This is a genomic window from uncultured Tenacibaculum sp. (assembly GCF_947504135.1).
Classification (GTDB): domain Bacteria; phylum Bacteroidota; class Bacteroidia; order Flavobacteriales; family Flavobacteriaceae; genus Polaribacter.
Genome location: NZ_CANNGG010000004.1, coordinates 155599 through 181489, shown reverse-complemented (window position 1 = coordinate 181489; position 25891 = coordinate 155599). Strand labels below are relative to the sequence as shown.

The 25891-nt window shown below is 31.2% G+C and carries 29 protein-coding genes, 2 tRNA genes and 1 pseudogene; 18 read left to right on the top strand and 14 right to left on the bottom strand.

What is annotated here, in order from left to right; genetic code table 11:
- Positions 1-114: 114 nt before the first annotated feature.
- Positions 115-399 carry a WYL domain-containing protein gene (locus Q0663_RS12700; RefSeq protein WP_367171452.1) on the top strand — a complete coding sequence of 95 codons (285 nt, stop codon included), beginning with the start codon at positions 115-117 and terminating at the stop codon, positions 397-399.
- Complete coding sequence (locus Q0663_RS09805) at positions 399-818, top strand: SPFH domain-containing protein (RefSeq protein WP_299010222.1); 420 nt, start codon at positions 399-401, stop codon at positions 816-818. The genes Q0663_RS12700 and Q0663_RS09805 overlap by 1 nt, the downstream gene beginning before the upstream one ends.
- Positions 819-879: 61 nt before the next feature.
- Here Q0663_RS09805 and Q0663_RS09800 read toward each other — a convergent pair whose 3' ends face one another.
- The 7 genes from Q0663_RS09800 to Q0663_RS09770 all read right to left on the bottom strand — a co-directional run bounded on the left by Q0663_RS09800 (position 880) and on the right by Q0663_RS09770 (position 5373).
- Complete coding sequence (locus Q0663_RS09800; protein WP_299010219.1) at positions 880-1068, bottom strand: hypothetical protein; 189 nt, start codon at positions 1066-1068, stop codon at positions 880-882.
- A gap of 122 nt (positions 1069-1190) precedes the next feature.
- The gene (locus Q0663_RS09795; RefSeq protein ID WP_299010216.1) at positions 1191-2078 is read right to left on the bottom strand and encodes a pirin family protein; all 888 of its coding nucleotides are present in this window, start codon (positions 2076-2078) and stop codon (positions 1191-1193) included.
- Positions 2079-2148: 70 nt separating this feature from the next.
- The gene (locus Q0663_RS09790) at positions 2149-3021 is read right to left on the bottom strand and encodes a pirin family protein (protein ID WP_299010213.1); all 873 of its coding nucleotides are present in this window, start codon (positions 3019-3021) and stop codon (positions 2149-2151) included.
- Positions 3022-3044: 23 nt separating this feature from the next.
- Positions 3045-3386: a hypothetical protein gene (locus tag Q0663_RS09785; RefSeq protein WP_299010210.1), complete on the bottom strand. Its 342-nt coding sequence runs from the start codon at positions 3384-3386 to the stop codon at positions 3045-3047.
- 152 nt (positions 3387-3538) lie between these two features.
- Entirely contained in the window at positions 3539-4138 is a 600-nt protein-coding gene (locus Q0663_RS09780) for a Crp/Fnr family transcriptional regulator (RefSeq protein WP_299010208.1), read from the bottom strand.
- Positions 4139-4185: 47 nt separating this feature from the next.
- Entirely contained in the window at positions 4186-4740 is a 555-nt protein-coding gene (locus tag Q0663_RS09775; protein WP_299010206.1) for a DUF4251 domain-containing protein, read from the bottom strand.
- Between the two features lie 81 nt (positions 4741-4821).
- A complete protein-coding gene (locus Q0663_RS09770) occupies positions 4822-5373 on the bottom strand; it encodes a 1-acyl-sn-glycerol-3-phosphate acyltransferase (protein WP_299010203.1) in 552 nt (183 codons plus the stop codon).
- Positions 5374-5478: 105 nt separating this feature from the next.
- Between Q0663_RS09770 and rmuC the strand changes: the two genes are divergently transcribed.
- Positions 5479-6858, top strand: coding sequence for a DNA recombination protein RmuC (gene rmuC / locus Q0663_RS09765; protein ID WP_299010200.1), 1380 nt, complete (start codon positions 5479-5481; stop codon positions 6856-6858).
- A 65-nt stretch (positions 6859-6923) separates the two neighbouring features.
- Here the strand turns inward: rmuC and glyA are convergent, their stop codons facing one another.
- Entirely contained in the window at positions 6924-8198 is a 1275-nt protein-coding gene (glyA, locus tag Q0663_RS09760; RefSeq protein WP_299010198.1) for a serine hydroxymethyltransferase, read from the bottom strand.
- Positions 8199-8366: 168 nt separating this feature from the next.
- Between glyA and fahA the strand changes: the two genes are divergently transcribed.
- On the top strand, positions 8367-9644 hold the full coding sequence (gene fahA, locus Q0663_RS09755; protein ID WP_299010195.1) for a fumarylacetoacetase: 1278 nt from the start codon (positions 8367-8369) through the stop codon (positions 9642-9644).
- Between the two features lie 71 nt (positions 9645-9715).
- Here the strand turns inward: fahA and Q0663_RS09750 are convergent, their stop codons facing one another.
- Together Q0663_RS09750 and ytxJ are read right to left on the bottom strand one after the other, a co-directional pair.
- Positions 9716-11272: a DEAD/DEAH box helicase family protein gene (locus Q0663_RS09750; protein WP_299010192.1), complete on the bottom strand. Its 1557-nt coding sequence runs from the start codon at positions 11270-11272 to the stop codon at positions 9716-9718.
- Between the two features lie 70 nt (positions 11273-11342).
- The gene (gene ytxJ, locus Q0663_RS09745) at positions 11343-11735 is read right to left on the bottom strand and encodes a bacillithiol system redox-active protein YtxJ (RefSeq protein ID WP_299010189.1); all 393 of its coding nucleotides are present in this window, start codon (positions 11733-11735) and stop codon (positions 11343-11345) included.
- A gap of 156 nt (positions 11736-11891) precedes the next feature.
- On the opposite strand from ytxJ, the gene clpB reads away from it, so the two are divergent.
- The 3 genes and pseudogenes from clpB to Q0663_RS09730 form a co-directional block, all read left to right on the top strand.
- The gene (gene clpB / locus Q0663_RS09740; protein WP_299010186.1) at positions 11892-14495 is read left to right on the top strand and encodes an ATP-dependent chaperone ClpB; all 2604 of its coding nucleotides are present in this window, start codon (positions 11892-11894) and stop codon (positions 14493-14495) included.
- 141 nt (positions 14496-14636) lie between these two features.
- On the top strand, positions 14637-14819 hold the full coding sequence (locus Q0663_RS09735) for a hypothetical protein (RefSeq protein ID WP_299010183.1): 183 nt from the start codon (positions 14637-14639) through the stop codon (positions 14817-14819).
- A 12-nt stretch (positions 14820-14831) separates the two neighbouring features.
- Positions 14832-15065, top strand: a pseudogene (locus tag Q0663_RS09730) (Hsp20/alpha crystallin family protein); the annotation flags it as partial.
- A gap of 91 nt (positions 15066-15156) precedes the next feature.
- On the opposite strand, the gene Q0663_RS09725 reads toward Q0663_RS09730, so the two are convergent.
- Positions 15157-15885 (bottom strand): DUF6503 family protein, encoded by a 729-nt coding sequence (locus tag Q0663_RS09725; RefSeq protein ID WP_299010180.1) that lies wholly within the window; start codon positions 15883-15885, stop codon positions 15157-15159.
- 136 nt (positions 15886-16021) lie between these two features.
- Positions 16022-16657, bottom strand: a complete 636-nt coding sequence (locus Q0663_RS09720) for an OmpW family outer membrane protein (RefSeq protein WP_299010177.1) — start codon at positions 16655-16657, stop codon at positions 16022-16024.
- A gap of 121 nt (positions 16658-16778) precedes the next feature.
- Between Q0663_RS09720 and smpB the strand changes: the two genes are divergently transcribed.
- The 5 genes from smpB (at position 16779) to Q0663_RS09695 (ending at position 20432) form a co-directional block, all read left to right on the top strand.
- Positions 16779-17234: an SsrA-binding protein SmpB gene (smpB, locus tag Q0663_RS09715; protein WP_299010174.1), complete on the top strand. Its 456-nt coding sequence runs from the start codon at positions 16779-16781 to the stop codon at positions 17232-17234.
- Positions 17235-17237: 3 nt separating this feature from the next.
- Positions 17238-18134, top strand: a complete 897-nt coding sequence (locus Q0663_RS09710) for a hypothetical protein (protein WP_299010171.1) — start codon at positions 17238-17240, stop codon at positions 18132-18134.
- Positions 18121-18702, top strand: coding sequence for a Maf-like protein (locus Q0663_RS09705; RefSeq protein ID WP_299010168.1), 582 nt, complete (start codon positions 18121-18123; stop codon positions 18700-18702). Before Q0663_RS09710 ends, Q0663_RS09705 begins: the two co-directional genes overlap by 14 nt.
- Positions 18703-18756: 54 nt before the next feature.
- The gene (locus tag Q0663_RS09700; RefSeq protein ID WP_299010165.1) at positions 18757-19707 is read left to right on the top strand and encodes a transketolase family protein; all 951 of its coding nucleotides are present in this window, start codon (positions 18757-18759) and stop codon (positions 19705-19707) included.
- A gap of 107 nt (positions 19708-19814) precedes the next feature.
- Positions 19815-20432, top strand: a complete 618-nt coding sequence (locus Q0663_RS09695) for a porin family protein (protein ID WP_299010162.1) — start codon at positions 19815-19817, stop codon at positions 20430-20432.
- 53 nt (positions 20433-20485) lie between these two features.
- Here Q0663_RS09695 and Q0663_RS09690 read toward each other — a convergent pair whose 3' ends face one another.
- On the bottom strand, positions 20486-21391 hold the full coding sequence (locus Q0663_RS09690; RefSeq protein ID WP_299010160.1) for a peptidylprolyl isomerase: 906 nt from the start codon (positions 21389-21391) through the stop codon (positions 20486-20488).
- A gap of 79 nt (positions 21392-21470) precedes the next feature.
- On the opposite strand from Q0663_RS09690, the gene Q0663_RS09685 reads away from it, so the two are divergent.
- Positions 21471-21860, top strand: coding sequence for an RNA-binding S4 domain-containing protein (locus Q0663_RS09685; protein WP_299010157.1), 390 nt, complete (start codon positions 21471-21473; stop codon positions 21858-21860).
- Between the two features lie 26 nt (positions 21861-21886).
- A complete protein-coding gene (locus tag Q0663_RS09680; RefSeq protein WP_299010154.1) occupies positions 21887-22390 on the top strand; it encodes a phosphoribosyltransferase family protein in 504 nt (167 codons plus the stop codon).
- Here Q0663_RS09680 and Q0663_RS09675 read toward each other — a convergent pair.
- Positions 22382-22876, bottom strand: coding sequence for a shikimate kinase (locus Q0663_RS09675; RefSeq protein ID WP_299010735.1), 495 nt, complete (start codon positions 22874-22876; stop codon positions 22382-22384). The two genes, Q0663_RS09680 and Q0663_RS09675, sit on opposite strands and share 9 nt — an antisense overlap.
- 131 nt (positions 22877-23007) lie before the next feature.
- On the opposite strand from Q0663_RS09675, the gene Q0663_RS09670 reads away from it, so the two are divergent.
- From Q0663_RS09670 to Q0663_RS09655, 4 genes are all read left to right on the top strand, one after another.
- Positions 23008-23080 (top strand) — tRNA-Lys (locus tag Q0663_RS09670).
- Positions 23081-23121: 41 nt separating this feature from the next.
- Positions 23122-23204, top strand: a tRNA-Leu gene (locus Q0663_RS09665).
- Positions 23205-23465: 261 nt separating this feature from the next.
- On the top strand, positions 23466-24263 hold the full coding sequence (locus tag Q0663_RS09660) for a carboxypeptidase-like regulatory domain-containing protein (protein ID WP_299010151.1): 798 nt from the start codon (positions 23466-23468) through the stop codon (positions 24261-24263).
- A gap of 78 nt (positions 24264-24341) precedes the next feature.
- On the top strand, positions 24342-25805 hold the full coding sequence (locus Q0663_RS09655; protein ID WP_299010148.1) for a S41 family peptidase: 1464 nt from the start codon (positions 24342-24344) through the stop codon (positions 25803-25805).
- Positions 25806-25891 lie beyond the last annotated feature (86 nt).

Genomic DNA, 25891 nt, shown 5'->3' with positions numbered 1-25891 from the left:
ATCCTTTATACAATGCTATACAGCAAAAAAAGGTACTAAAGATAAATTATTAGTCGTTTAAAGCAGAAAAAGCCAGTACAATAACATTACATCCACAATTATTAAAAGAGCTTAATAAACAGTTTCAAATACGAGACCACAACGTATTGCTTTTGGGTAGATAAAACAAATACTCCTTATGTACTCACGAAACCTTTTCATAAATCTCAACGATTGATAAAATATACAGATGACGGGGCTATCTTTAATGTTTTAGTTATTCCTAATTATGAATTGGAGCGTTTAATTTTGGGGTTTGGTAATAGTATAGAAGTTTTGAAACCTGAAAAACTTAGAAAAAGAATGATTCAGAAACTAGAAAATTCTCTAAACAGATACGCTATTAAAAAGCAGACATAATGGCACAGGCAGCACTTAGAGATGTTTGTGGTAAAGTGGAACTGGATACCATACTTTCTAAACGAGAAGAAATGGGAAAAAATATCAAAGAGATTGTAGAGTTGGAAACTAAAGAATGGGGTATTGAAATAAACGATGTTAAAATAAAGGATATTCAACTACCTGAAAATATGCGTCGTATGATGGCTAATCAAGCTGAAGCTGAACGCTCTAGAAGAGCGCGTATTATTCTTGCCTTAGCGGAAGAACAGGCTGCTTCTAAACTTTTAGAAGCGGGTAAACTAATAGATCAATCTCCTTCTGCCATTAAACTACGTTTATATCAAACACTATCGAATATAGCAGCGGAGAAAAACTCAATAATACTATTCACTTTTCCTGAGGAAGTATTGCCAACTAATAAAAAGAAGTCTAAATAGATTTACTATGTTCTGATAAAAAAAAGCAGACATTAAAGTGTCTGCTTTATAAACTTATATTCTAACAAATATTATCATTAGTTGCAGGTCTGTAACAACATACCTTTACTCCATCTTGATAAATAAAAGAACCATCTCCTCCACATTCTTTAGGAAAAGGAAAAGGTACTGCATTTCCTCCTTTAATGTTCTTTAAGGTTGTTTTTGTTAACTCTTGTGATCCTTTTACGTTTGAAATTACTTTTTTCATTATAAAGTTTTTTGGGGGTTAAATATTTATTTCACGTCCCTAAATTAACTTTTCATAAAAAGTTCAACAGTTGAAAAACCATAATTTTAGTATAGTAAAACCTTACTTTTAATTATTCGTTATTACCCTCCATAACGTCGCTGTTCTGGTAAAGGAATTCGCTCTGTCTCGTTTGGCACAGAAGGAAATTTATTATTCTTCCAGTCTTCCTTCGCTTGTTCTATCAATTCTTTATTAGAAGCTACAAAATTCCACTCAATTAAACGTTCTTCATTAAAAGGTTCTCCTCCAAAAATAAACACGGTAGAATTTGCAGTAATTTCAAAAGAACATAAGGTACTATCTTTCGCCACTAATAGCTGTTTTGTTCCATAGGTATGTCCGTCGTTAGTTATACTTCCTTCTAAAACATACAAAGCACTTTCTCCGAATAAATATTCACCAATATTTACTGTTTTAGTTTCTTTTGATGTAATTTCAATAAAAAATAACGGACTATAAACTGGTACAGGAGATTCTTTTCCGAAAGCTTTTCCTGCAATGAGCTTAAACTTTACTCCATCGTCTTCCCAACTAGGAATCTCATCTGCAGAAACGTGTGCAAAAGAAGGTTGACATTGCTCTTCACTTAAAGGTAAAGCACCCCATATTTGTAAACCATGAAGTTTTTTAGTTGAATTTCTTAATCGTTCAGGAGTTCTTTCTGTATGTACTACGCCTTTTCCTGCTGTCATCCAATTTACAGCTCCTGGAGTTATTTCTATTTCGGTTCCTATACTATCTCGGTGTACTATAGCACCTTCAAACAAAAAGGTAAGTGTTGATATACCTATATGAGGATGCATTGCAACATCTAAGTTATCATTTTCGGTAAGATTTACTGGTCCCATATGATCAATAAAAATAAAAGGACCTACCATTCGTTTTTGTCGAAATGGTAACAAACGACCTACTAGAAAATTCCCAATATTTGCTGCTCGCTCTTCAATTATTAGTTTCGTGTTAGACATTTTTATAGCTATTAAAGATTTAATAAAAAAAGCAACTCTAAAACCAAAGAGTTTCCTTTTAAAGTTATTGTTAATCTTCTAAATATCCAAACTTTCCAGTGTTGAAATCTTGAAACGCTTCTATCAACTCTTGTTTAGTATTCATTACAAAAGGACCATGTGCTGCAATAGGTTCGTTTAAAGGCTCTCCACTTAATACTAAAATTACCGCATCTTCTAAGGCTTCTAAAGTAATTGTATCTCCATCATTTTTGAACAATGCAAAGTGATTTTCTAAAACATTATTTGATTCATTCACTTTAACACTACCTTCAACTGCTAAAATAGCAGTAGTGTAATGTGCAGGAAAGGTCAACTGTGTTTTCGCTCCTTTTTTCAACTTTACATTAAACATATTTACGGGTGAAAAAGTAGATGCTGGTCCTTTGTTTCCTTTATATTCTCCCGCAATAACCTCTACTTCTCCTACTCCATCTGGTAATTGAATCTTAGCCATTTCGGCATTTGTTATTGCTTGATATTTTGGCGAACTCATTTTATCTTTAGCAGGAAGGTTTACCCATAGTTGCACCATTTGGAACTCTCCTCCTGTTTTGCTCCATTCAGTTTCATGAAACTCTTTGTGTAAAACTCCAGAAGCTGCTGTCATCCATTGTACATCACCTTCACCAATAATTCCACCTCCTCCTGCACTGTCTCCATGCTCTACACGTCCTTTATAAGCAATCGTTACGGTTTCAAAACCTCTGTGCGGATGTACTCCTACGCCTTTAGGTTTATCTGTTGGAGGAAAATTATATTTTGAATTATAATCTAACATAATAAACGGATCCATACGCTGCATACTTGAGCTTCCTGGAATAAAATTATGCACTCTAAATCCATCACCTACAAAATGAGGAGTTCCTGGTTTTACTATTTTTTCTATACTTCTTGTTTTCATTTTAAACTCCTTTCTTTTAATGACTATAAACTACAGGCTAATTCAATATCAAATGAGTTGTCTAAATAACTACGTTGTAATTGAGGTTTGTTTTTAGACCAATATCCATTCTTAACACTTTCTGAAAGTGTAGACTCATTGCTAAACTCAACTAAAATTGTACTAGGAAATAACACAGTTATAATCTTTTGTAATTTATTTTTATCTATTTCATTGGTATCTTTTGAAACAGCTAAAACCTTGTATGCTTGTTGATGTAATTTTTCAATGGCTGTTTCGACATTTGTAACAGTTGAAACTTGCCAATTCAAAATTTTGGCCATTGTTGTATTTTGGGTTACAACTAATGCATTTAAATGTCTCATAATAAATCCTTTTTTATTTCACTGTAAAATTACGGTAACAAAAAAAGGTATGCATTGACCTATGGTAAGAACCATTCACGATTGATAATTGATATTTCATTTTTTGAATTTTAAAGTCTGAAAAAAATACTTTATAATTCTTAATTCAAAAATCAATTATTTGGTTTGAAGTTTTCTTCAGCTAGTGCTTTGCGAACGCGACTCAAGCTTTCTGGAGTTATTCCTAAGTAAGAAGCAATCATCCATTGCGGAACTCGTAACATAATATCTGGATACATCTTTACAAAATCTAAATAACGTCTTTTTGCTGAAGCTCCAAGTAGTTGACTAATACGTTTGTATAATTGACGAATATGTTTTTGTAACAAATGCTCATTTTTTCTTCTAAAATCAGTATTTATTTCTGATACTTTATTAATAAAGCCTTCATCTAACATTACAACGTGTGTATTTTCAACAGCATCAATATAATAAGTAGACGGTTCTTGAAAATATACACTACCTCTATCACTTACAATCCAATTTTCAGTAGCAAACTGTAAAATATTTTCTTTTCCCTCTTCATTTAAGGCATATAAGCGTAACAAACCTTTTTCTACAAAAAAGAAATGTGAACACACATCTCCTTCTTTTAATAAAAAACCACTTTTAGAAACGTTTTTTATAGTAATAAATGGTTGTATTTGAAGATAATCATCTTCTGATAATCCTCCTTTTTCAATAAGATACTTTTTAAAGTTAGGTAGCTCCATACATTGTTGTAATGAGTTACTAAAAATACATTTTTATATACAGTAATTTACTTTTCTTCTGAATTTTTAAGTAGTTTACCTCTATATCTAATTGAATTTTTCTGCGTACTATTTACATAAATGGTACTCGATAAGCTAGGATATACTCTAACTATAACATTATAACTTTCGGTTGTTGTATTTTTGTCTTTTATCTTAAAACTTATTTTGTAGCTATTCTCTTTATCCTCAGATACAACTAAATCTTTAGGAACTCCTTCAAACTCAATACCAATATCTGTACCTCCATAAGAACCACCTGCTTGTCGCTCACCAAAATATGGTAAATAGGCAGCAACAGTATCATTTTTCATTTTAAAGAAATTAGCGTTTCCTATTAAATTTATATTTCCTGCACTACTTCCGCTAGGTAGCATGCCTGCGTTGGCTATTTGTGTCATCGCAAACGTAGCTTGAGGTTCTGCCCATTCAGATTCTATCTCGAAAGTTTTACTTTCAATAAGAGCTTTTAAATTATCTATTTCTGCCTGAGTTACGTTTTTGGAAGAGGCACAACTAAGCAGTACAAAAACTATACTAATAAAAAAAACAAACCTTTTCATATCTTACTGTTTTTAAAACCCTCTACAAGATACTTAAATATCGTAAAAAATTCAAGTAAATAAGAGTATTCAACGTTTGTTTTACTCTTTATCAGGTAAAGAGAACATTTCTGGTTTTGCTCCTTTAATACCTCTATAAAAATCATAAAAATGATTCATATCAGCATTCATGTCATCTGTTAAGTAATAAGGAGGTGCTATTATAATTTGTTTATTTTTAAAATCGAAAGCAAACATTACCAAAGGTACATTGGCCCCTTTTGCAATGTAATAAAATCCGGTTTTCCATGAAGCTACTTTAGCACGAGTCCCTTCTGGAGACAGCGCCAACCGGAATTCATCATGCTGATCAAAAACCGATACTATTGCATCCACCTTATTCGTACTTTTACTTCTATCAACAGGAGCGCCCCCTAATGCTCTAAAAATAAAACCAAAAGGGGGTTTAAATAACGAGGCCTTACCTATAAAGTTAATTTTTACGCCTATAGTGTTTCTAGCCAAAATAGCAATTGGAAAGTCTTTCCAACTGGTATGTGGGGCTCCAATAACAACATATTTTTTTAAGTTTCTTGGAAAATCTCCAACTACCTTCCAGCCTAAAACTTTGTGAAATATAAATTTAGATATCATTTACTAGGTATAAAGGTCAATGATACGGTTTTCCTTACAAAAATCAAATAATTTTAACCTATCTTGTCCTATATTTGTTCACTTAATTAACTTTTATTTATTCTAATGAATACCACTCTTTTACTTATTTTAATTGCTGTTAGTACCTTACTAATTGGGTTTGTTATTGGAAACTTACTCTCTAAATTGAAGTTTAAGCAACAAACTTCTGATTTAGAAAAAGAGATTGTAACCCTACAAAACCATCAAGCTAATTTTGAAATTCAGAAAAAAGAAAAGGAAGAGTCATTTTCTCAGCAAAAGGAAGACTTTTTAAATAGATTAGACGAAAGAACCAAAGAAAATAGTGAATTACGTCGTGAAAAAGAGTTTACTGCTCTTGAATTAGCTAGAAAAAATGAAGAATTAAAAAACGTTCAGTTAAAACTTCAAGAAAATAAAGAAGAAGTAGAAAAACTACAAGATAAGTTTACCAAAGAGTTTGAAAATTTAGCGAACAAAATTCTAGATGAAAAATCGAATAAGTTTACTGAGCAAAATAAGAAAAACATTAAAGATATTTTAAATCCGCTTCAAGAAAAAATTCAAACTTTTGAAAAGAAGGTTGAAGACACTCAAAAAGAAAGTATTTCAATGCATTCTGCTTTAAAAGAGCAATTGTTAGGGTTAAAAGAATTAAATGCTCAAATGAGTAAGGAAACATTAAATCTAACCAAAGCTTTGAAAGGTGATAGCAAAACCCAAGGAAATTGGGGAGAATTAGTATTAGAACGTGTTTTAGAGAAATCTGGATTAGAAAAAGACAGAGAGTACTTTGTTCAACAATCTTTTACCAATGATGAGGGTAAACGAATTATGCCCGATGTCGTAATTCACTTACCTGACAACAAAAAAATGGTAGTCGATTCTAAAGTGTCTTTAACTGCTTATGAACAATATGTAAATAGTGAAGACGATATTGTAAAAGAACGTTTTGCAAAAGAACATGTAAACTCATTAAAGCGACATGTTGAGCAGCTTTCAGAAAAAAAATATGAAGATATTTATAAGATAGAATCTCCAGATTTCGTACTATTATTTGTACCTATTGAACCTGCTTTTGCAGTTGCTTTAAACGAAGATAACACCCTTTATAACAAGGCTTTTGAAAGAAATATTGTGATTGTCACCCCCACTACTTTATTAGCTACATTACGTACTATTGATACCATGTGGAATAACGAAAAACAGCAACGTAATGCTTTAGAAATAGCACGACAAGCAGGTGCTTTATACGATAAGTTTAACGGATTATTAGCTGATTTAGTTAATATAGGTAAGAAAATAGATGGTACTAAAGCTGATTATGCTGCGGCTATGAATAAGCTAGTTGAAGGTCGTGGAAACTTAATTACGAGTGTAGAAAAATTAAAGAAAATGGGGGCTAAAGCTAAAAAAGCGCTACCTGAAAAAATTCTCGAACGAGCTCAAGATAATGACGAATAAAAAAAGGTCGCTCTAAAACATTTTAGAGCGATCTTTTTATTTATACTTATTTGAAGAGACTTCTTCTACATAATAAACAAACGTCTGTTATGCATTAAGTCATATATCTTCTCTCCTATTGTCTCTAATACTTCTTCGTTATCAGCATTCATTAATGCTTCATCAATTAAATCAACAATTACTTCCATATCTTCTTCTTTCAAACCACGTGTAGTAACTGCAGCAGTACCAACACGAATACCAGAAGTAACAAATGGTGATTCAGTATCAAAAGGAACCATGTTTTTGTTTACTGTAATTTCTGCTTTTCCTAAAGCATCTTCAGCAGCTTTACCTGTAATCTTTTTGTTACGTAAATCAATTAACATACAATGGTTATCTGTACCTCCAGAAATAATTTCATATCCTTTTGCTACAAAAGCTTTTGCCATTGCTTGGGCATTTTCTTTAACCTGAATTTGGTATTCTAAGAACTCATCTGTTAACGCCTCTCCAAAAGCAACTGCTTTAGCTGCAATAACGTGCTCTAATGGTCCACCTTGATTTCCTGGGAATACTGCAGAGTTAATCAACGTAGACATTTTTTTTAATTTTCCTGATTTTAATTTTAATCCGAATGGATTTTCAAAATCTTTTCCTATCATAATCATTCCACCACGAGGCCCACGTAAGGTTTTGTGAGTTGTTGTAGTAACAATATGACAATGAGGTAGCGGATCAGATAAAATTCCTTTTGCAATTAATCCTGCTGGATGTGAAATATCGGCCATTAAAATAGCGCCAACGCTATCTGCAACCTCTCTAAATTTCTTAAAGTCAATATCACGAGAATACGCAGAAGCACCCGCAATAATTAATTTAGGTTTATGTTCTTTAGCCTGTTTTTCTAAATGGTCATAATCAATATATCCAGTTTCTTTAACTACACCATAAAATACAGGATTGTATAGTTTTCCTGAAAAGTTTACTGGTGAACCATGAGTTAAATGACCTCCGTGAGATAAATCGAATCCTAAAATAGTATCACCTGGTTGTAAACAAGCAGCAAAAACTGCTGTGTTTGCCTGACTTCCAGAGTGTGGTTGTACGTTTACATACTCAGCTCCAAATAATTCTTTAGCTCTATCAATCGCAATTTGCTCAACGATATCTACTACTTCACACCCTCCGTAATAACGTTTACCTGGGTATCCTTCAGCATATTTATTTGTTAAAACTGATCCTTGAGCTTCCATTACTTGGTCGCTTACAAAATTTTCAGAAGCAATCAACTCTAAACCGTTTAGTTGACGCTCTTTTTCTTCTTGAATTAAATCAAATATTTGATGATCTTTTTGCATGTTGTGTGTTGTTACATAAAGTAGCCAAAAGTACTAATTTTATTGTTCAAATTATATGGATTTTACAAGAAGTATCTACAAAAATACTTTAGCATTTTTTTTACTCATCTTTTTGGGGTAAATTGAAAAAAATATGTAGGTTTGATGAAAATATAACAAAAACGATAAATGGAAATAACTGCTAATAACCCGAATAGAAAGTCTTGGTTAACTGTAGCTGAAAACTCAGATTTTCCTATTCAAAACATACCTTTTGGGGTTTTTCTTACAAAAGATGATATTATAACGATTGGTACAAGAATCGGTGATTATGCGATTGATTTAGGTGCCTTACATCAATTAGGATATTTTGATGGAATTCCGTTAACAGATGATATTTTCTTACAAGATACCTTAAACGATTTTATTGCTGATGGACGTAAAACTTGGCGTTTAGTTCGTAACAGAATTGCTGATATTTTTGATGTGAAAAACAGTAAGCTACGAGATAACGCTGAACACAAAGACAAGATCATCTTTAGAATGGATGAAGTTGAAATGCAACTTCCTGTGTCTGTAGGAGATTATACTGATTTTTATGCTAGTAAAGAACATGCTACTAACGTAGGAAGTTTATTTAGAGATCCTGAAAACGCTTTATTACCTAACTGGTTACAAATTCCTATTGGTTACCACGGAAGAAGTTCTTCAATTGTACCATCAGGAACTCCTATTCGTCGTCCTATAGGGCAACAACGTCCTAATGAAGGAGAAACTAAACCAAATTTCGGACCTTCAAAATTATTGGATTTTGAATTAGAAATGGCTTTTATTACAACTGTAGCAAATGATTTAGGAGAAAGAATTCCTATTGAAGAAGCAGAAGAATATATCTTCGGATTGGTATTATTTAATGACTGGTCTGCTCGTGATATTCAAGCATGGGAATATGTTCCTTTAGGACCTTTTTTAGGAAAGAGTTTTGCTTCAACTATTTCTCCTTGGATTGTTACTTTAGATGCCTTAGAGCCTTTTAGAGTAGATAACCCAAAGCAAGTTTACGAACCTTTACCTTATTTAAAGAAAGAAGGAAAAGATAGTTATGACATTAACTTACAAATGGCCATTCAACCAGAAGGGAAAGAAGAAACTGTAGTGTGTAATTCTAACTTTAAGTACATGTACTGGACAATGGTACAACAATTAACTCACCACACTGTTAACGGATGTCCCATAAATGCTGGTGATATGATGGGAAGTGGTACTATCTCTGGACCTACTCAAGATAGCTTTGGATCTATGTTAGAATTAACTTGGAGAGGTCAAAATCCAATAAAAATGAATGATGGAAGCGAGCGAAAATTTATAAATGATAACGATACAGTTATTATGCGCGGTTACTGTAAAAATGAAAAAATACGTATTGGATTTGGTGAATGTTCTGGTAAGGTATTACCAGCTAAATAATACTTTAACCAAAGTATAATTATAAAAAAATCCAGTTCGAAAGAACTGGATTTTTATTTTGTTTTAACTTCTTATTCTTCTTCTGGTGGTGGATGTCCATGAACTTGCTCATACACTTCATCAAAATTACTGCGTAAATAACTATTTAGTTTTTTACGATAGTCATCTTGTAACCAGTCAATAAAATTATGAGTACTCTTTGATATACATTTTGAGTATCTAAAAATTCTATCATCAATATCTCCCCCCAACATTTTTGCTAATATTAAAGCATCAAAAACGTCTTCACTATTTTCAACACACATTTTAGCGTGATGCTCGATTGATTTTTCTAAAACTCTTTTTGAAGACTCTCCTCCTTGTATCGTATCTCTATATACTTTTTTAACATCAAAATATAAATCTTCAGAATTTGCAAACTCAGCTTTTACATCTGCAGGTAATTCATATCTAAAATCACTTTCTATCTCTTCATCAGACAATAAATTATCTAAGTAAAAATTAGGTGCTCTAAACATTTTTTGCCAATCTAAATCGGCTCCCCAAGGACCAAAGCGATGAAAGTTATTACCTAAATCAATTACATTAAAATCAGACTTTTTTGGCAAGACACGCGAACCACGTCCAATCATCTGATAATACAACGTTAACGATTTTGTAGCTCTATTTAAAATAATTGACTTAACTGACGGCTCGTCAAACCCTGTTGTTAAAATACTCACTGAAGTAATGATTGCATTCGGTGTTTTATGAAACCATTTTAATATTAAGTCACGTTCTTTCTTCGTGTTTGTATTATCTAAATGCGCAATAGGATATCCCGCTCTTTTAAAAGTATCAAATACGTGTAAAGAAGTATTAATACCATTATTAAAAATTAATGTTTTAGTTCCTTTAGCACGTTCTTCATAAGCTTGTAATAACTTAGAAAGCATGTCGGTATTGGTGTATAAATCTTCCGATGATTTTACAGTATAATCTCCATTTGCACCTACCTCTAAAGAGGTTAAGCCAACATTATAAGAAAAAACATTTGCTCTTGCTAAGTATTCATTTTCAATTAAAGACCCTATACTCTCACCTACAATCAACTCATCATAATTATCTTTCATAGGAAGTTTGATATTAGAGCTTAAAGGTGTTGCTGTAACCCCTAAAATGAAAGCCTTTTCAAAAAACTTGAATAATTTAGTAAAAGAGTTGTAGTGTGCCTCATCAATTATAACCAAACCTACATCAGAAATATCTAACATATCATCATTTAAACGATTGTTTAACGTTTCGACCATTGCTACAAAACAATCGTATTGACCTTGATCATCTAAACTTGCTTTACTATCAATAATTTTATTCTCAACACCAAACTCAGTAAGTACTTTTGCCGTTTGCTTACATAACTCAATTCGGTGCGTCATTATCAACACTTTCTTTTGATGATGTTTTAAATATTGACGTGTAATTTCAGAAAAAATAACTGTTTTACCTCCCCCTGTTGGAAGTTGATATAATAAGTGGTAATTCTCTGGAGCATCTTCAAAACTTTTAAAAATTTTGTGTAATGCTTCTTTTTGATAATCGTATAAATTTTTTCCTTTCTTTGGTTGTGAAGTTGCTGTTTCGTTACTCAAATCTCTATAATTTTGAAATATGCAAAAATACGAGGTATTTAAGGAAATCCCATTAAAAATGGCATCTTTTTTAGATTTTTTTCAAATCAATACGAGCAATATCGTAATGAGAAGCATGCGAAATTACTTCTCCATTTTTAACTACCAACAACTGAGGTGATTGATGTAAAACCTGAAATGTATACCCTATTTCATTAGAAACATCTCTATAGCTAAGCAAGTCAAGATAATACACTTTAAAATCTTTTAATTCCTCATCAAAACTGTTTACAAAACGTTTAATTACCATACTACTAATTCCACACCTTGTTGAATGTTTAAAAATAGCAACTGGTTGTTTATTCGATAATTCTTTTATTTCCTTTATTTGCTCTACCGATGTTAATGGAATCCAGTTAATAAAAGACTCTTCTCCATCTTTATTTTTGTCTTTTCTTCCAAAAATAGTGTTTAATACTCCCATTAAATTCTTATTTTAATAACATTATTGTTCTTAATCATGACTCTACCAGTCAAAAAGTCATAAAAAACTTATTTTTAAAGACAAAATGTCTCTTATTCATTGAAATAATCAATTGGTACTGATTTTGACTTTTATAGAGAAAAAAATAATAACGATATGAATTTTAACAATTATACAATAAAATCACAAGAAACCATACAGCAAGCGCAACAATTAGCGCAAAGCTATGGTAACAACCTTATAGAAAATGAACACATTTTCAAAGCTTTATTTTTAGTCGATGAAAATGTACTTCCTTTCATTTTAAAGAAACTCAATATAAATGTTGATGTTATACAACAAGTTTTAGATAAACAATTGGAAAGTTTTTCTAAAGTTACTGGAGCCGAGTTAATGCTTTCTCGTGAAGCCAATAAAACATTAAATGAAGCATCTATCATCGCAAAAAAAATGAACGATGAATACGTTTCTATTGAACACTTAATCTTGGCTATTTTTAAATCTAAAAGTCAAATAGCACAAGTTTTAAAAGATCAAGGTGTTACAGAAAAAAATTTAAAATCAGCAATTGAAGAGTTACGTAAAGGAAATCGTGTAACATCACAAAGTGCCGAAGAAACCTATAACTCTTTAAACAAATATGCTAAAAACTTAAACCAGTTAGCACAAGACGGAAAATTAGACCCCGTAATTGGTCGTGATGAAGAGATTAGACGTTTATTACAAATTTTATCTCGTAGAACTAAAAACAACCCTATTCTAGTTGGTGAACCGGGTACTGGTAAAACAGCAATTGCGGAAGGTTTAGCACACCGAATTATTCGAGGTGATGTTCCTGAAAACTTAAAGGAAAAACAAATTTTCTCTTTAGACATGGGAGCTTTAATTGCCGGAGCCAAATATAAAGGTGAATTTGAAGAACGTTTAAAATCGGTTGTAAAAGAGGTTACAAAATCTGAAGGAGACATTGTATTGTTCATTGACGAAATTCACACCTTAGTAGGTGCTGGAGGTGGTCAAGGTGCTATGGATGCCGCTAATATCTTAAAACCAGCTTTAGCCCGTGGTGAATTGAGAGCTATAGGTGCTACGACTTTGGACGAATACCAAAAGTATTTTGAAAAAGATAAGGCTTTAGAACGTCGTTTTCAAAAAGTTATGGTTGATGAACCAGATACAGAAAGTGCCATTTCAATTTTACGCGGTATTAAAGATAAATATGAAGCACATCACAAAGTTCGTGTTAAAGATGAAGCTATTATTGGTGCTGTAGAGTTATCTCAACGTTATATTACCAATCGTTTTTTACCTGATAAAGCGATTGACTTAATGGATGAAGCTGCTTCTAAATTACGTATGGAAATTAATTCTAAACCAGAGGAGTTAGATGTACTAGATCGTAAAATAATGCAGTTAGAAATCGAAATAGAGGCAATTAAACGTGAAAATGATGAGATTAAATTAAAATCTTTAAATGCCGATTTAGCTAATTTAAAAGAAGAACGTAATGAGATTAATGCAAAGTGGCAATCAGAGAAAAGTGTTGTAGATACCATTCAGAACTTAAAAACTGATATTGAAAACTATAAACTTGAAGCTGAAAAAGCTGAACGTAATGGTGATTACGGTAAAGTGGCTGAATTACGTTATGGTAAGATTAAAAATGCACAAGAAGAACTTGATAAACAACAAGAAGTTTTAGCTAATCAACAAGAAAACTCTTTAATTAAAGAGGAAGTAACCTATGATGATATTGCTGAAGTTGTAGCTAAATGGACCGGTGTTCCTGTTACTAAAATGTTACAGTCAGAACGTGAGAAGCTATTGCTATTAGAAGATGAATTACACAAACGTGTAGTAGGCCAAGAAGAAGCAATAGAAGCTGTTTCTGATGCAGTACGTCGTTCAAGATCTGGTTTACAAAACCCTAACAAACCTATTGGTTCTTTCTTGTTCCTAGGTACAACGGGAGTTGGTAAAACAGAGTTAGCAAAAGCCCTTGCTGAATATTTATTTGATGATGAAAATGCTATGACTCGTATTGATATGAGTGAATATCAAGAGCGTCATTCGGTAAGTAGATTAGTTGGTGCGCCTCCTGGATATGTTGGTTATGATGAAGGTGGACAATTAACAGAAGCTGTTAGAAGAAAACCATATTCAGTTGTGTTGTTAGATGAGATTGAAAAAGCGCATCCAGACACCTTTAATATCTTATTACAAGTATTAGACGAAGGTAGATTGACTGATAATAAAGGGCGTGTTGCTGATTTTAAAAACACTATCATTATTATGACTTCTAATATGGGAAGCCATATCATTCAAGAGAAGTTTGATAATATGAAAGGAGACATCTACACAACTATAGATTTAGCAAAAACAGAAGTTTTAGGTTTATTAAAACAATCTGTACGACCTGAATTCCTGAATAGGATTGATGATATCATTATGTTCACTCCTTTATCTGAAGACAATATTAAAGAAATTGTAAAATTACAATTGAATAATGTTAAAAAGATGATTGCGCAACAAAACATAACTTTTGATGCTACAGATGAAGCTATTGCTTACTTAGCCGTAAAAGGATATCAACCAGAATTTGGTGCGCGTCCTGTAAAACGTGTAATCCAAAAAGAGGTTTTAAATCAATTATCTAAAGAAATTTTATCAGGAAGAATAACTACTGATAGTATTATTTTATTAGACGCTTTTGATGATAAATTAGTATTCAGAAACCAATCTGATTTAGTAGAAAAATAACCCAATGTAAATATCTGCAAATCAATATAAAAAGTGACATTTTTTCATTGTTTTAAACGAAAAATATGTCACTTTTTTTAATTAGTATTTTTTTTGAACTATAACTATTAAAATTAATGTTTAACTAAAAAATGTAAAGTTATGTTATTAAAGAGCACTGATTTTCCAGCATTACCAAATGTCTTTAATGATTTTTTTAGAGCCTGGTCTACTTCAAATTTCTCGGACACAAACACTACATTACCAGCTGTAAACATTAAAGAAAATAAAAATGAGTTTACAGTTGATGTAGCTGCTCCTGGTATGAATAAGGAGGATTTTTAAGTAAATCTTGAAAATGATACTCTAACTATTTCATCAGAAAGAAAAGAGAATAAAGAAGACACGAACGACAACTATACACGAAAAGAATACAGCTATATGTCGTTTAAAAGAAGTTTTACACTACCTAAAGGTATTGTTGATAGTGAAAAGATTAAAGCTACCTATAAAAATGGTGAGTTAAAAATTAATATTCCAAAATTAGAAGCGGCAAAACCTAAGCCCGCGAAACTGATTACAGTTGAATAAGTTAATTTTGTAATATCTTTTTTTAAATTAAAAAAACCGAGTGTTCTTAAAAAGTCACTCGGTTTTCTATAGCTTTTAGTTACTAAAAAAACTAAAAAGTATCTACTTGTATATCTTCTAAAACGATTTCAGATAATTTTTTCAACTTACCTTCTTCGTATAATTTATCAATAGTGTAAAAGTCAATATCTTTATCTGTAGGCTTGTAATTATTATAGTCTACAAAACGAATTCCTTTCACTATTTTTTCTTCTTTAATATCTCTAAAACGTACTCCTCCTCCATTTGTATGGTATTTGTACGCTAAATAACCTAATTGAAAGTTATCTTTAGCAAACCAGTAAATGAAAACATCGTCAAAGTCTTCTCCTCCACCCTCTTCAGTAAAAGTAACTCTAACCTTATAATATTCTTTTCCTTTAATAGTAACATCTTCAAGTAACTTTTTTTGAACAGCTTTATCATTTAACCCTAAAGGTAATACTGAAAAATAGTGAACAGAGTTTACGGAATTTCCATAACGATTTTTATCTTTTTCAGATAATTCTACTAAGCTTTTATTCATAAATCGTTCAAAACCATCATTTGACAATATATCCTTTATTGTTACGGAATCATTTTTTATAATTCTAACTAGTTTAAAAGTTCCTTTATCTCTAGTCGCTTCGTAGTGATTTTTTCTAAAATTAAAAGATATAGTAGCATTCTCTATTTCATTCAACTTAGAATGCTCTATTGACTTATCAATTACTTCTTGAGCAGTGAATTTTGGTTTACACGAAACCATTAATAACAGTAGAAAAATGTATAAATGTCGCATATAATTTTGTTTGTGTTCGTCGTTTATTAGCTAACAAATTTACACGTATTCATTAATTTAAATTGTTAAGTTTTACACAAAAAAATAGAGCTACATAAATAAATGTAGCTCTATGAAGGGGATTATAATTTATTGGTTAAAACCTCATACCTACACCAAAACCAATAAGTAAAGGGTTAATATCTACTTCTGCTGGTACTGTTGCTATACCTGCATTTACAGTTACATCTGTACTTAACCCGATATACTTAGCATCTACGTTTAAAAACCAAGTATCATCTAAATCATAGTCAAAACCTAATTGTAATGCATATCCGAATCCATTTTTATAATCTACATTTACTACAGCACCTGGATCAGCGTTGTAAAAAATAGTATAATTCACACCTGCACCAACGTAAGGTTTAAAATCACTTACATTAAAGTGGTACTGCAATGTTAATGTTGGAGGCAATAACCAAACATCACCTAAATTAACATCTCCTAATGCTGTTCCTACTGCTTTTACATCGTGATTAGTGGTTCCTAAAATTAACTCCGCTGCAATATTTTCAGTAAAGTAGTATGTGAAGTCTAATTCTGGAATAAAACTTTTGCTAATTTCAACATCTCCTCCAATAGTTCCTATGGTAGCTGATTCATTTGGCATTACACTAACCCATCTAAAACGAGCTTGCCATCTTTTAAAGTCATCTGTTTTTGTAGTTTCTTGTGCAGCTGCATTACTAAAAAATAAGATTCCAAATACAGCACTTAATATAATTTTTCTCATGATTATAAGTTTAAATTTTAAACAAAATTACCACCGTAATCTCCCTTAAAACATGACTTAAATCATAGCTTAATAATTTTATTTAACAACTTAAAATTATAGTTATATTTGTGTTCTATTTATGCAAAAAAAGATTAACATACAGAATAAAAAAGCTCGTTTTGAATACGAGATACTTGACAAGTACACTGCTGGTATTCAACTTACTGGTACTGAGATAAAATCGATACGACAAAGTAAAGCTAGAATTACTGAAAGTTTTTGTGAGTTCAATGATAAAGGAGAGCTTTTTGTAGTAAATATGTATATTGAAGAATATACCTTTGGACATCATTATAACCATAAACCAAAAAGTGAACGCCGTTTGTTATTAAATAAACGTGAATTAAAAAAACTTGAAAAAGAAGTAGAATCGAAAGGTAACACTATTGTTCCTTTACGTTTGTTTATAAATGAAAATGGCTGGGCTAAGTTAGAAATAGCACTTGCTAAAGGGAAGAAAACTCACGATAAAAGAAATACTATTAAAGACCGAGATAACAAACGTGATTTAGCCAGAATTAAAAAGGCTTTTTAATTAATGAATAATGGTTTCTTAAATATTATTCAGTGGAAGAAAATCGTATACTTCGTTTTTATTTTATTTTTATTTAAGTTCTGTTTTTTATATGGTTACGGCTTTAAAAAAACGCTTTCTTTCTTTGATTTAGGACTTTTATCTATAGCTAGTGCTCTTTTACTAGCATCTGGGTATATTACGAGTTTTATTATCCGAAAACAACATAAAAAAACAAGACTAAACCTCAAAAAAATAAAGAAACTTTCTTTTTTACTTACTCTTATTGGAGTTCTTGCAGGAATTCTTTTTTCTTTTAAAATAGAAAGACCTTTTGATGGAATCTTATTTATCATTTGTCCTATAATTGTTCATTTTTACATAAAAAGCAATATAAAAAAGACGTTTATCAGCAATATTGTTACTGCTTTTCTTAAACCTTTTGCTTTGTTAACTTTATTATGGTTTGATTGCCCTATCGATTTAACTCATGACCAATGGACCTTATTCTATAATCTTCAACTAATTACAATAGCTTATATAATAATTTCTTTTTTTAGTAATATTGTTATTGAAATAATTTTTGATCTAATAAATATAAATGAAGATAATCAAAACAAGCAAAATACTCTTCCAATTTTATTAGGAAGGAAAAGAGCTAGGAACATATCTTTACTCCTCTCTATTATCTGTTGTTTTTTTCTCTTTTCTATTTCCTTGGCTTTTTATGATAGTACATTCATTTTTGCAACCCTAATGCTATTAGGCATTATTCCTTATTTATATTTTATATACTATTTAATGAAAGCTTCAGAAGTAAAAGACTATCAGCAGCTCATTAAAATTAGTTACTTTAATTTTTTTCTAGCGCTTTTAAGCATTCCACTAATAGCTTATTATTTAAAATATGTTATCAACTAAATTATCAAAATACAATGTAATTTTAGCTTCTAATTCACCTAGAAGACAAGAATTAATAAAAAGCTTAGACATTCCTTTTTCTATAAAAACCAAAGAAATTGAAGAAATATATCCAAAGGAATTACATCACGCTCAAATAACAGATTACTTAGCCGCTTTAAAAGCTTCTCCTTTTGCATCTGAATTAAAAGAAAATGACCTTTTAATTACTTCAGATACTATTGTTTGGTTAAATAATAAAGCCTTAGGAAAGCCTAAAGATTATAACGAAGCTTTTAACATGTTAAAAGAACTATCTAATACAACTCATGAGGTGATTACTTCAATATGTCTTACAAGTAAGAATTTTAAAAAAACAATTAATGACGTCACAATTGTTACATTTAAAGAATTACCTGATGAAGAAATTGATTACTATATAACTAACTACAAACCCTTTGACAAAGCTGGCGCATACGGAATTCAAGAATGGATAGGTAAAATAGGTATTACAAAGATGGAAGGAAGTTATTTTAATGTTATGGGGTTTCCAGTTCATAAACTTTACAAAGAATTATCAAAATTGTAGCTTTACATCTATATAAAAGATTATTTTTGACACGTATTTACACAACACAAACTGATGAAAAAATATACTTATACTGAAAAAAAAGATACCCGATCTGGGTTTGGTGATGGTTTAACCGAATTAGGAAAAACAAATCCTAATGTTGTTGCCCTTTGTGCTGATTTAACTGGCTCTTTAAAAATGAATGAGTTTGCTAAAAATCACCCAGAACGTTTCTTTCAAGTTGGAATTGCTGAAGCAAACATGATGGGAATTGCAGCAGGATTAACTATTGGCGGAAAAATTCCTTTTACAGGTACATTTGCTAACTTTTCTACAGGTCGTGTATACGATCAAATTCGTCAATCAATCGCGTATTCTGATAAAAATGTAAAAATTTGTGCTTCTCACGCAGGATTAACTTTAGGTGAAGATGGAGCTACACACCAAATTTTAGAAGATATTGGGTTAATGAAAATGTTACCTGGTATGACTGTTATCAATACTTGTGATTATAGCCAAACCAAAGCAGCTACGTTAGCTATTGCAGAACATGAAGGGCCAGTATATTTACGTTTTGGTAGACCAAGCGTTCCTGTTTTTATGACTGGACAACCTTTTGAAATTGGTAAAGCTATTCAACTTACAGAAGGTACAGATGTAACTATTGTTGCAACAGGGCATTTAGTTTGGGAAGCGTTACAAGCTGCTGAGCAATTAGAAGAAAAAGGAATTTCAGCAGAGGTAATCAATATTCACACTATTAAGCCTTTGGATGAGGAATCTATTTTAAAATCAGTAGCTAAAACTGGATGTGTAGTTACTGCTGAAGAACATAATAAATATGGTGGTTTAGGAGAAAGTGTTGCGCGTTGTTTAGCCACTAACAACCCTACTCCTCAAGAATTTGTAGCTGTAAATGACAGCTTCGGAGAATCTGCAACTCCAGCAGAATTAATGGATAAATACGGATTGAATGATAAAGCCATTATTAAAGCTGTAGAAAAAGTTATTTCAAGAAAATAAAAATATACTTTTAAACAATAAATACATCACTTTTTAGGTTTAAGGTGATGTATTTTTTTATGCAAAAAAATGAATATTTAACCCAAAATAGTATAAATTAAAAACAAATGAAACGAGCAATTTTTATCTTATGCTTTCTCATAGGAGGAGCACAGTTAGTACAAAGTCAAATCCAAGGAGGTATCAAAGGTGGTATCAACTATAACTCAAATTCTTTTACTGATGTAAAAAACGATGTAGTTTTTGATAATGCAAAAAGTAAAACAGGATTCCATGCTGGTGCTTGGTTACGTATAAACTTACCTGTTACAAATTTATATTTAAGACCAGAATTAGTGTATACTCAATTAAGCAATGAAGTATCTTATCAATATAACGATCTTTCATCTCCACAAACAACTACCTATGATTTCCAAAAAATTGATATTCCCGTTTTAGTCGGAATGAAATTCTTAAAAGTAGCGCATGTTTTTGGAGGGCCTTCTTTTCAATATATTTTAGATTCTGATTTTAATATTGAAGAACTTAAACAAGTAGATTCTGACGGTTTCTCAGTTGGAGTACAATTTGGAGCAGGTATTGAACTAGGTAAACTAGGATTGGATGTACGTTGGGAAAGAGCTTTATCAGATACTGAAGCCGAATTTGTAGATTCTAATGTTGGAAACGTAAATTTTGACACTCGTGTAAATCAAATTATTGTAGGATTATCTTATAGATTCTAAAACAAACAATCACATATAAAAAAACCGAAGTTTTTAACTTCGGTTTTTTTGTTTTAATATTTTACTCTAATATCTCTGTTTAAATAATCAGGTACACTTGGCTTATTCGGATCATTAAAATCATTTCTTGGATCTCCATCACCATTTTTATCTTCATTTTTAGTTAAAACACCATCGCCATCATCGTCTATATCTAAATAGTTAGGAACATTATTCTTGTCAGTATCATCATTCCTAGGGTTTCCATCCTCATCCAAATCTTCATAAATAGAAGGAATACCATCGTTATCATGATCAGTATCTACTACGAAGTCTAATAAATCAATATAAAAAATCAATTGTGAGTTAGAAGGAATACCACCGTTAGGAGTGTTTCTATAAGCCAAACCTGAAGGAATGATTAAAATTCCTTTTCCAAAGTTTTCATAAGTAATAGGTTCTCCTGGAGTAGGCACATTAATCCCTGCTTTTAAATTAGGTATTCCATAAGTCCAACCTCTAATAGGAGATGGTGCATCCTGACGACTTCCAGATTGTGTTAAATTCCACCAAATAGGTTCTGTTCCTGTCTGACTTAATTCTAATTGATCTGCCTTTGTTGAATACCAAACTTGATATTTCGTTAAAACAGAATCTAATTGAGTAGGATTACCTTTTGGCGACTCTCCTTCTTTAACAATTAAATGATATAAATCATACTCAATATCATTTTCTGTGTGCGTTTTTTTAATAAGTCTATCATCTTCTAATAAAGGAGTTTTACCTGAAACCATAGGCTTTATAGAGTCTACAGTATCATCAAAATAATAGTTTTTTAAAAACTTTGCAATAGTATCTTTATCCTTAGCAGCTTGCGCTTCATGGTCAAAATTTTCTATTCTTGGATTACTATCAGTTCCGCATGCATACAAAAGAGAACTTACAGCTACTGCATATAAAAAATGTTTAAATTTTATCATTTAATTCTGAAATTTTAACGCGCAATTTACCATTTTTATACCTTTGTAAAAAATGAAACGATAAAAATTAACTTTTTATATGAGAATTGACAAATATTTGTGGTGCATTCGATTATTTAAAACCCGTAGTATTGCCACAGATGCTTGCAAAAAAGGGCACGTGAAGCTTGATGGAACCAATTTAAAACCTTCCAAAGAAGTTTTTGGGAATGAAGAAATTACCATCCGTAAAAATCAAATTAATTATAAGATAAAGATACTAGACATCCCTCCTAACCGTGTGGGTGCTAAACTGGTTGATTTATATCGAAAAGATTTAACCCCGAAAGAAGAGTTTGAAAAAACTGAGTTATTAAAATACTCTAAAGACTATTACCGTAAAAAAGGAACTGGGCGTCCTACCAAAAAAGATCGACGTGATATTGAAGATTATTATGACGATTCTGCCGAAAATGATGTTAATTTGTAATTTCGTAGTAAAAAACTATAAGTATAATGACCGACACTAGTAATATTATCTTAAACAATGCACAAATTGAACAGAAAATCCGTAGAATAGCTTTTCAAATCTACGAAAGCAACAGTGAAGAAAAAGAAATCATTATTGCTGGTATTGCAGATAACGGTTTTTTTCTTGCTGAAAAAATAGCAGAGGCCGTAAATAAAATCTCACCGTTAAAAATTACTCTTTGTAAAGTTTCTATCGATAAGAAAAAACCTACTACTCCTATTACTACTTCAATAACTAGTGACGAGTACAAAAACAAAGCATTAGTATTAGTTGATGATGTTTTAAACTCAGGTACTACCTTAATATACGGTGTTAAGCACTTTTTAGAAGTTCCTTTAAAAAGATTTAAAACTGCCGTGTTAGTTAACAGGAATCACAAAAAATATCCGGTCAAAGCAGATTTTAAAGGTATTTCTTTGTCTACCTCTATTAAAGAACATGTAGTTGTTGAATTTAAAAAAAATGAAACTATAGCTTATTTAACTTAATAAAGCTTGGAGCCCATCCACAGTCTCATCTACATCTTTATTATCAACTACTAGTTTATGAGTAGCTTGATTATAGTAATAACTACGCTCAAACAAATGTTTAGCTATAAACTCTGCCAACTCCTCTTCATTTAAACGAGCTACTAAAGGGCGTTGGCTTTTTTCATTTACCAATCTTTCCTTGATTGTTTGTATAGATGTTTTTAAATATATAGAAGTTACATCATTATAACTTAATAATACATTCATATTTCCTGCATAACATGGTGTGCCTCCTCCTAAGGATAATACAAAATCTTCATTTTTATCTAAAAGTTCTTTTAAATAAACATGTTCTTGCTTACGAAAATAGATCTCTCCTTTCTCTTTAAAGACATCCGAAACTGACATTTTCTCCTTTTCTTCGATATAAGCATCTAAATCTATAAAAGAAATCTGCTTTTTTTCGGCTAAAATTCGTCCAATTGTCGATTTACCACTGGCCATGTATCCCAATAACACAATTTTCATAAACTAGTAATTAAGTAGTTACAAATATCTATAAAAAATATTACAAAAAAGCTTTTTTCATTTAAAGAACAGTTGTATATTTGCAACCGCTTTCACAAAGAAGCAATGACCGGGTAGCTCAGTTGGTAGAGCATCTCCCTTTTAAGGAGAGGGTCCTGGGTTCGAGCCCCAGCCCGGTCACTAAAAGTTAAGCTTTAAAGAGCTTAACTTTTTTTATTTATGCACGTATGGCGGAATTGGTAGACGCGCAGGCTTGAGGGGCTTGTTTCCAACGGAAGTGCAGGTTCGACTCCTGTTACGTGCACAAAACACCTTTAAAAAACTATTTAAAGTTTAATCAAACTTTTACCCGCTAAATATCAACCAAAGCATTACAACACAAACAACCCCTAATATAACAACATAAATAATAGCAATTTTAAAATACCTTTAAAGAAGTTTTTTATCATCTTTTTCATCTTTACAATTTAATAGTTTTATTTTTAGTTAATTTAAAAATCTTCACATCGTATCAATTTCACAGATAATTAACTAAACAAAATCTATTTATTCTTATTATTGCATTATGCAAAAAAAATACACCATTTTATTGTTACTACTTGTTTCATCATTTATAACAATAGCCCAAAATACTCAAAGCAACAACTTAAAAGGACAAATTGTAGATTCTGAATCTAAGAAACCTCTAAGCGCTGCCCATATATTAAACCTTAATAGTGTTATAGGTACAATTACCAACGAACAAGGTTCTTTTAATCTTGTAGCGAAAGCAAATGATACTGTGCTTGTATCTTATTTAGGATACTCTTCTATAAAGCTAAAAATAACAAATGATCTTTTAAAAGGAAATGAAGTAGTCATTTCTTTAGAAGAAAAGCCCGAAGAAGTTAAAGAAGTAGTAATTAAATCTACAGAACTCATTGGTGTTTTAGAAGTAGATATAAAACAAGTCCCTAAAGATCGTTTTACAAGAATTCATATTAATGGTTTACCGCAAACCTACGAGGTAGGAAAACCTCAAAAAATCTCTTCTCCTATTGCTAAATTGTTAAATCCAGTCGACTTAGTATATAATCATTTTGGAAGTAAACCTAGACAACTAAAAAAGTTAAAAAAACTTAAACAAGAAGATGATTTACGTAAAATGTTAGCTGGTAAATTTGATCGTGAAGTTATGATGGAGTATCTAGAAATGGACAGAACTGAGCTAAACAAACTACTCTCTGACTGCAACTATTCTGAATATTTCATTAAAAAAGCTAGCGACTTACAACTTATTGAAGCCGTCTTAAACTGTTACGAAAATTACAAAGCAGTTAAAAAAGGAAAAATAGAAAGAAATAGGATACCTGAACAAAAATGATTTTTTTATTGAAAAGGTAGGGTTTTTCATAATTTATCTGTTATATTGTTTAATAACTAATAAATAATTACATATAAAATGAAAAAAATCACATTATTATCTTTACTGTTTATTGTATTTTTAAGCTGTAGCAAAGACAATGAAGTAGTTCCTGAAAAAGAGACTCCACAAACAGAAGAAGTCACTTTAGACAACCAAGTCAATAATTTCGTTTGGAAAGCTATGAATTCATGGTACAACTGGCAAGAAGACGTTCCTAATTTAGCAGACAGTAAAGACGATAATAAAAATGACTACTATACTTATCTTAACTCCTATAGTACTCCTAGCTCGTTATTTGAAAGCCTAAAGCACGCAAATGATGATTTCTCTTGGTTTATTGAAGATTACGTGGCTCAGCAACAACAATTTCAAGGTACTTCTAAAACTTTTGGTTTTAGACCTAGTTTGGTTAGAGTTGGTACAACCGATTATGTAGTAATGTATATTCAGCATGTTTCTGAAAATTCTCCTGCAGATTTAGCAGGATTTAAAAGAGGAGACATAATTAATGCTATAAATGGAACTGTAATGACCGTAAGTAATTATGAAACTGTACTTGATGGATATTACCAAGAAACTTCAGAGTTTTCGTTTGCAGAAAAAGACGGTCAAACTTTTAAAGAAAAGAAAACAATTTCACAAGCTGTAGTATCTGACAATCCAGTACATTCAACTAATATTATTGATGTTGATGGCACAAAAGTTGGTTATATACTATATAATGGGTTCAGATCATCTTATAATGATGAATTAAACGCTGCTTTCGGCGAGTTGAAGTCTGCTGGTGTTCAAGAATTAGTATTAGATTTAAGAATTAATGGTGGTGGTTCTGTAGAAACATCTGCCTATTTAGCAAGCATGATACGTGCAGAAGCTGGTACTGATAAATTTGCTGAATTAAAGTTTAATAGTAAACACTCTCAATACAATGATCCTTACTATTTTGACAATACGTTAAATGTTTATGGGGCTGATGGAAAAAAGACCCATGAAGAAACCATTAATAGACTATCTGGTATTGAACGATTATATGTTTTAACTTCTGGTAGTACAGCATCTGCTAGTGAAATGATTATAAACGGATTACGCCCTTTTATAGAAGTTAAAGTAGTAGGAACCAAAACAGTAGGTAAAAACGAGGGGTCTATAACATTATATGACTCTCCTGCTAGCGACTATACTAATGTAAATTCTGCTAATTCATCTCACAAAATGGCTATGCAGCCGATTGTTTTTCAAATCTATAATAAGCTTGGTCAAAATGATTATGGTGATGGATTTGAACCTAATATTTTAATCGAAGAATGGAAACATTGGGATAACATCTTACCTTTTGGTGATGAGAATGAAATCGTACTTAAAAAAGCCTTGGATGATATAAGAGGTGTATCGTCAAAATCTACATACGAAGTAAAAAGTTTTGAACGTATTGATATTAATGTGTCAACAAACAAATTTGAACAAGAAATGTATATTGATAGTCATTACTTTAACAAGTAAAACAACCTTATTAAAAGCAGCAAAATTTTGCTGCTTTTTTTATGCTTCTATTTCATCCAAAAGAATTAAATTTACACCTTTCAAAA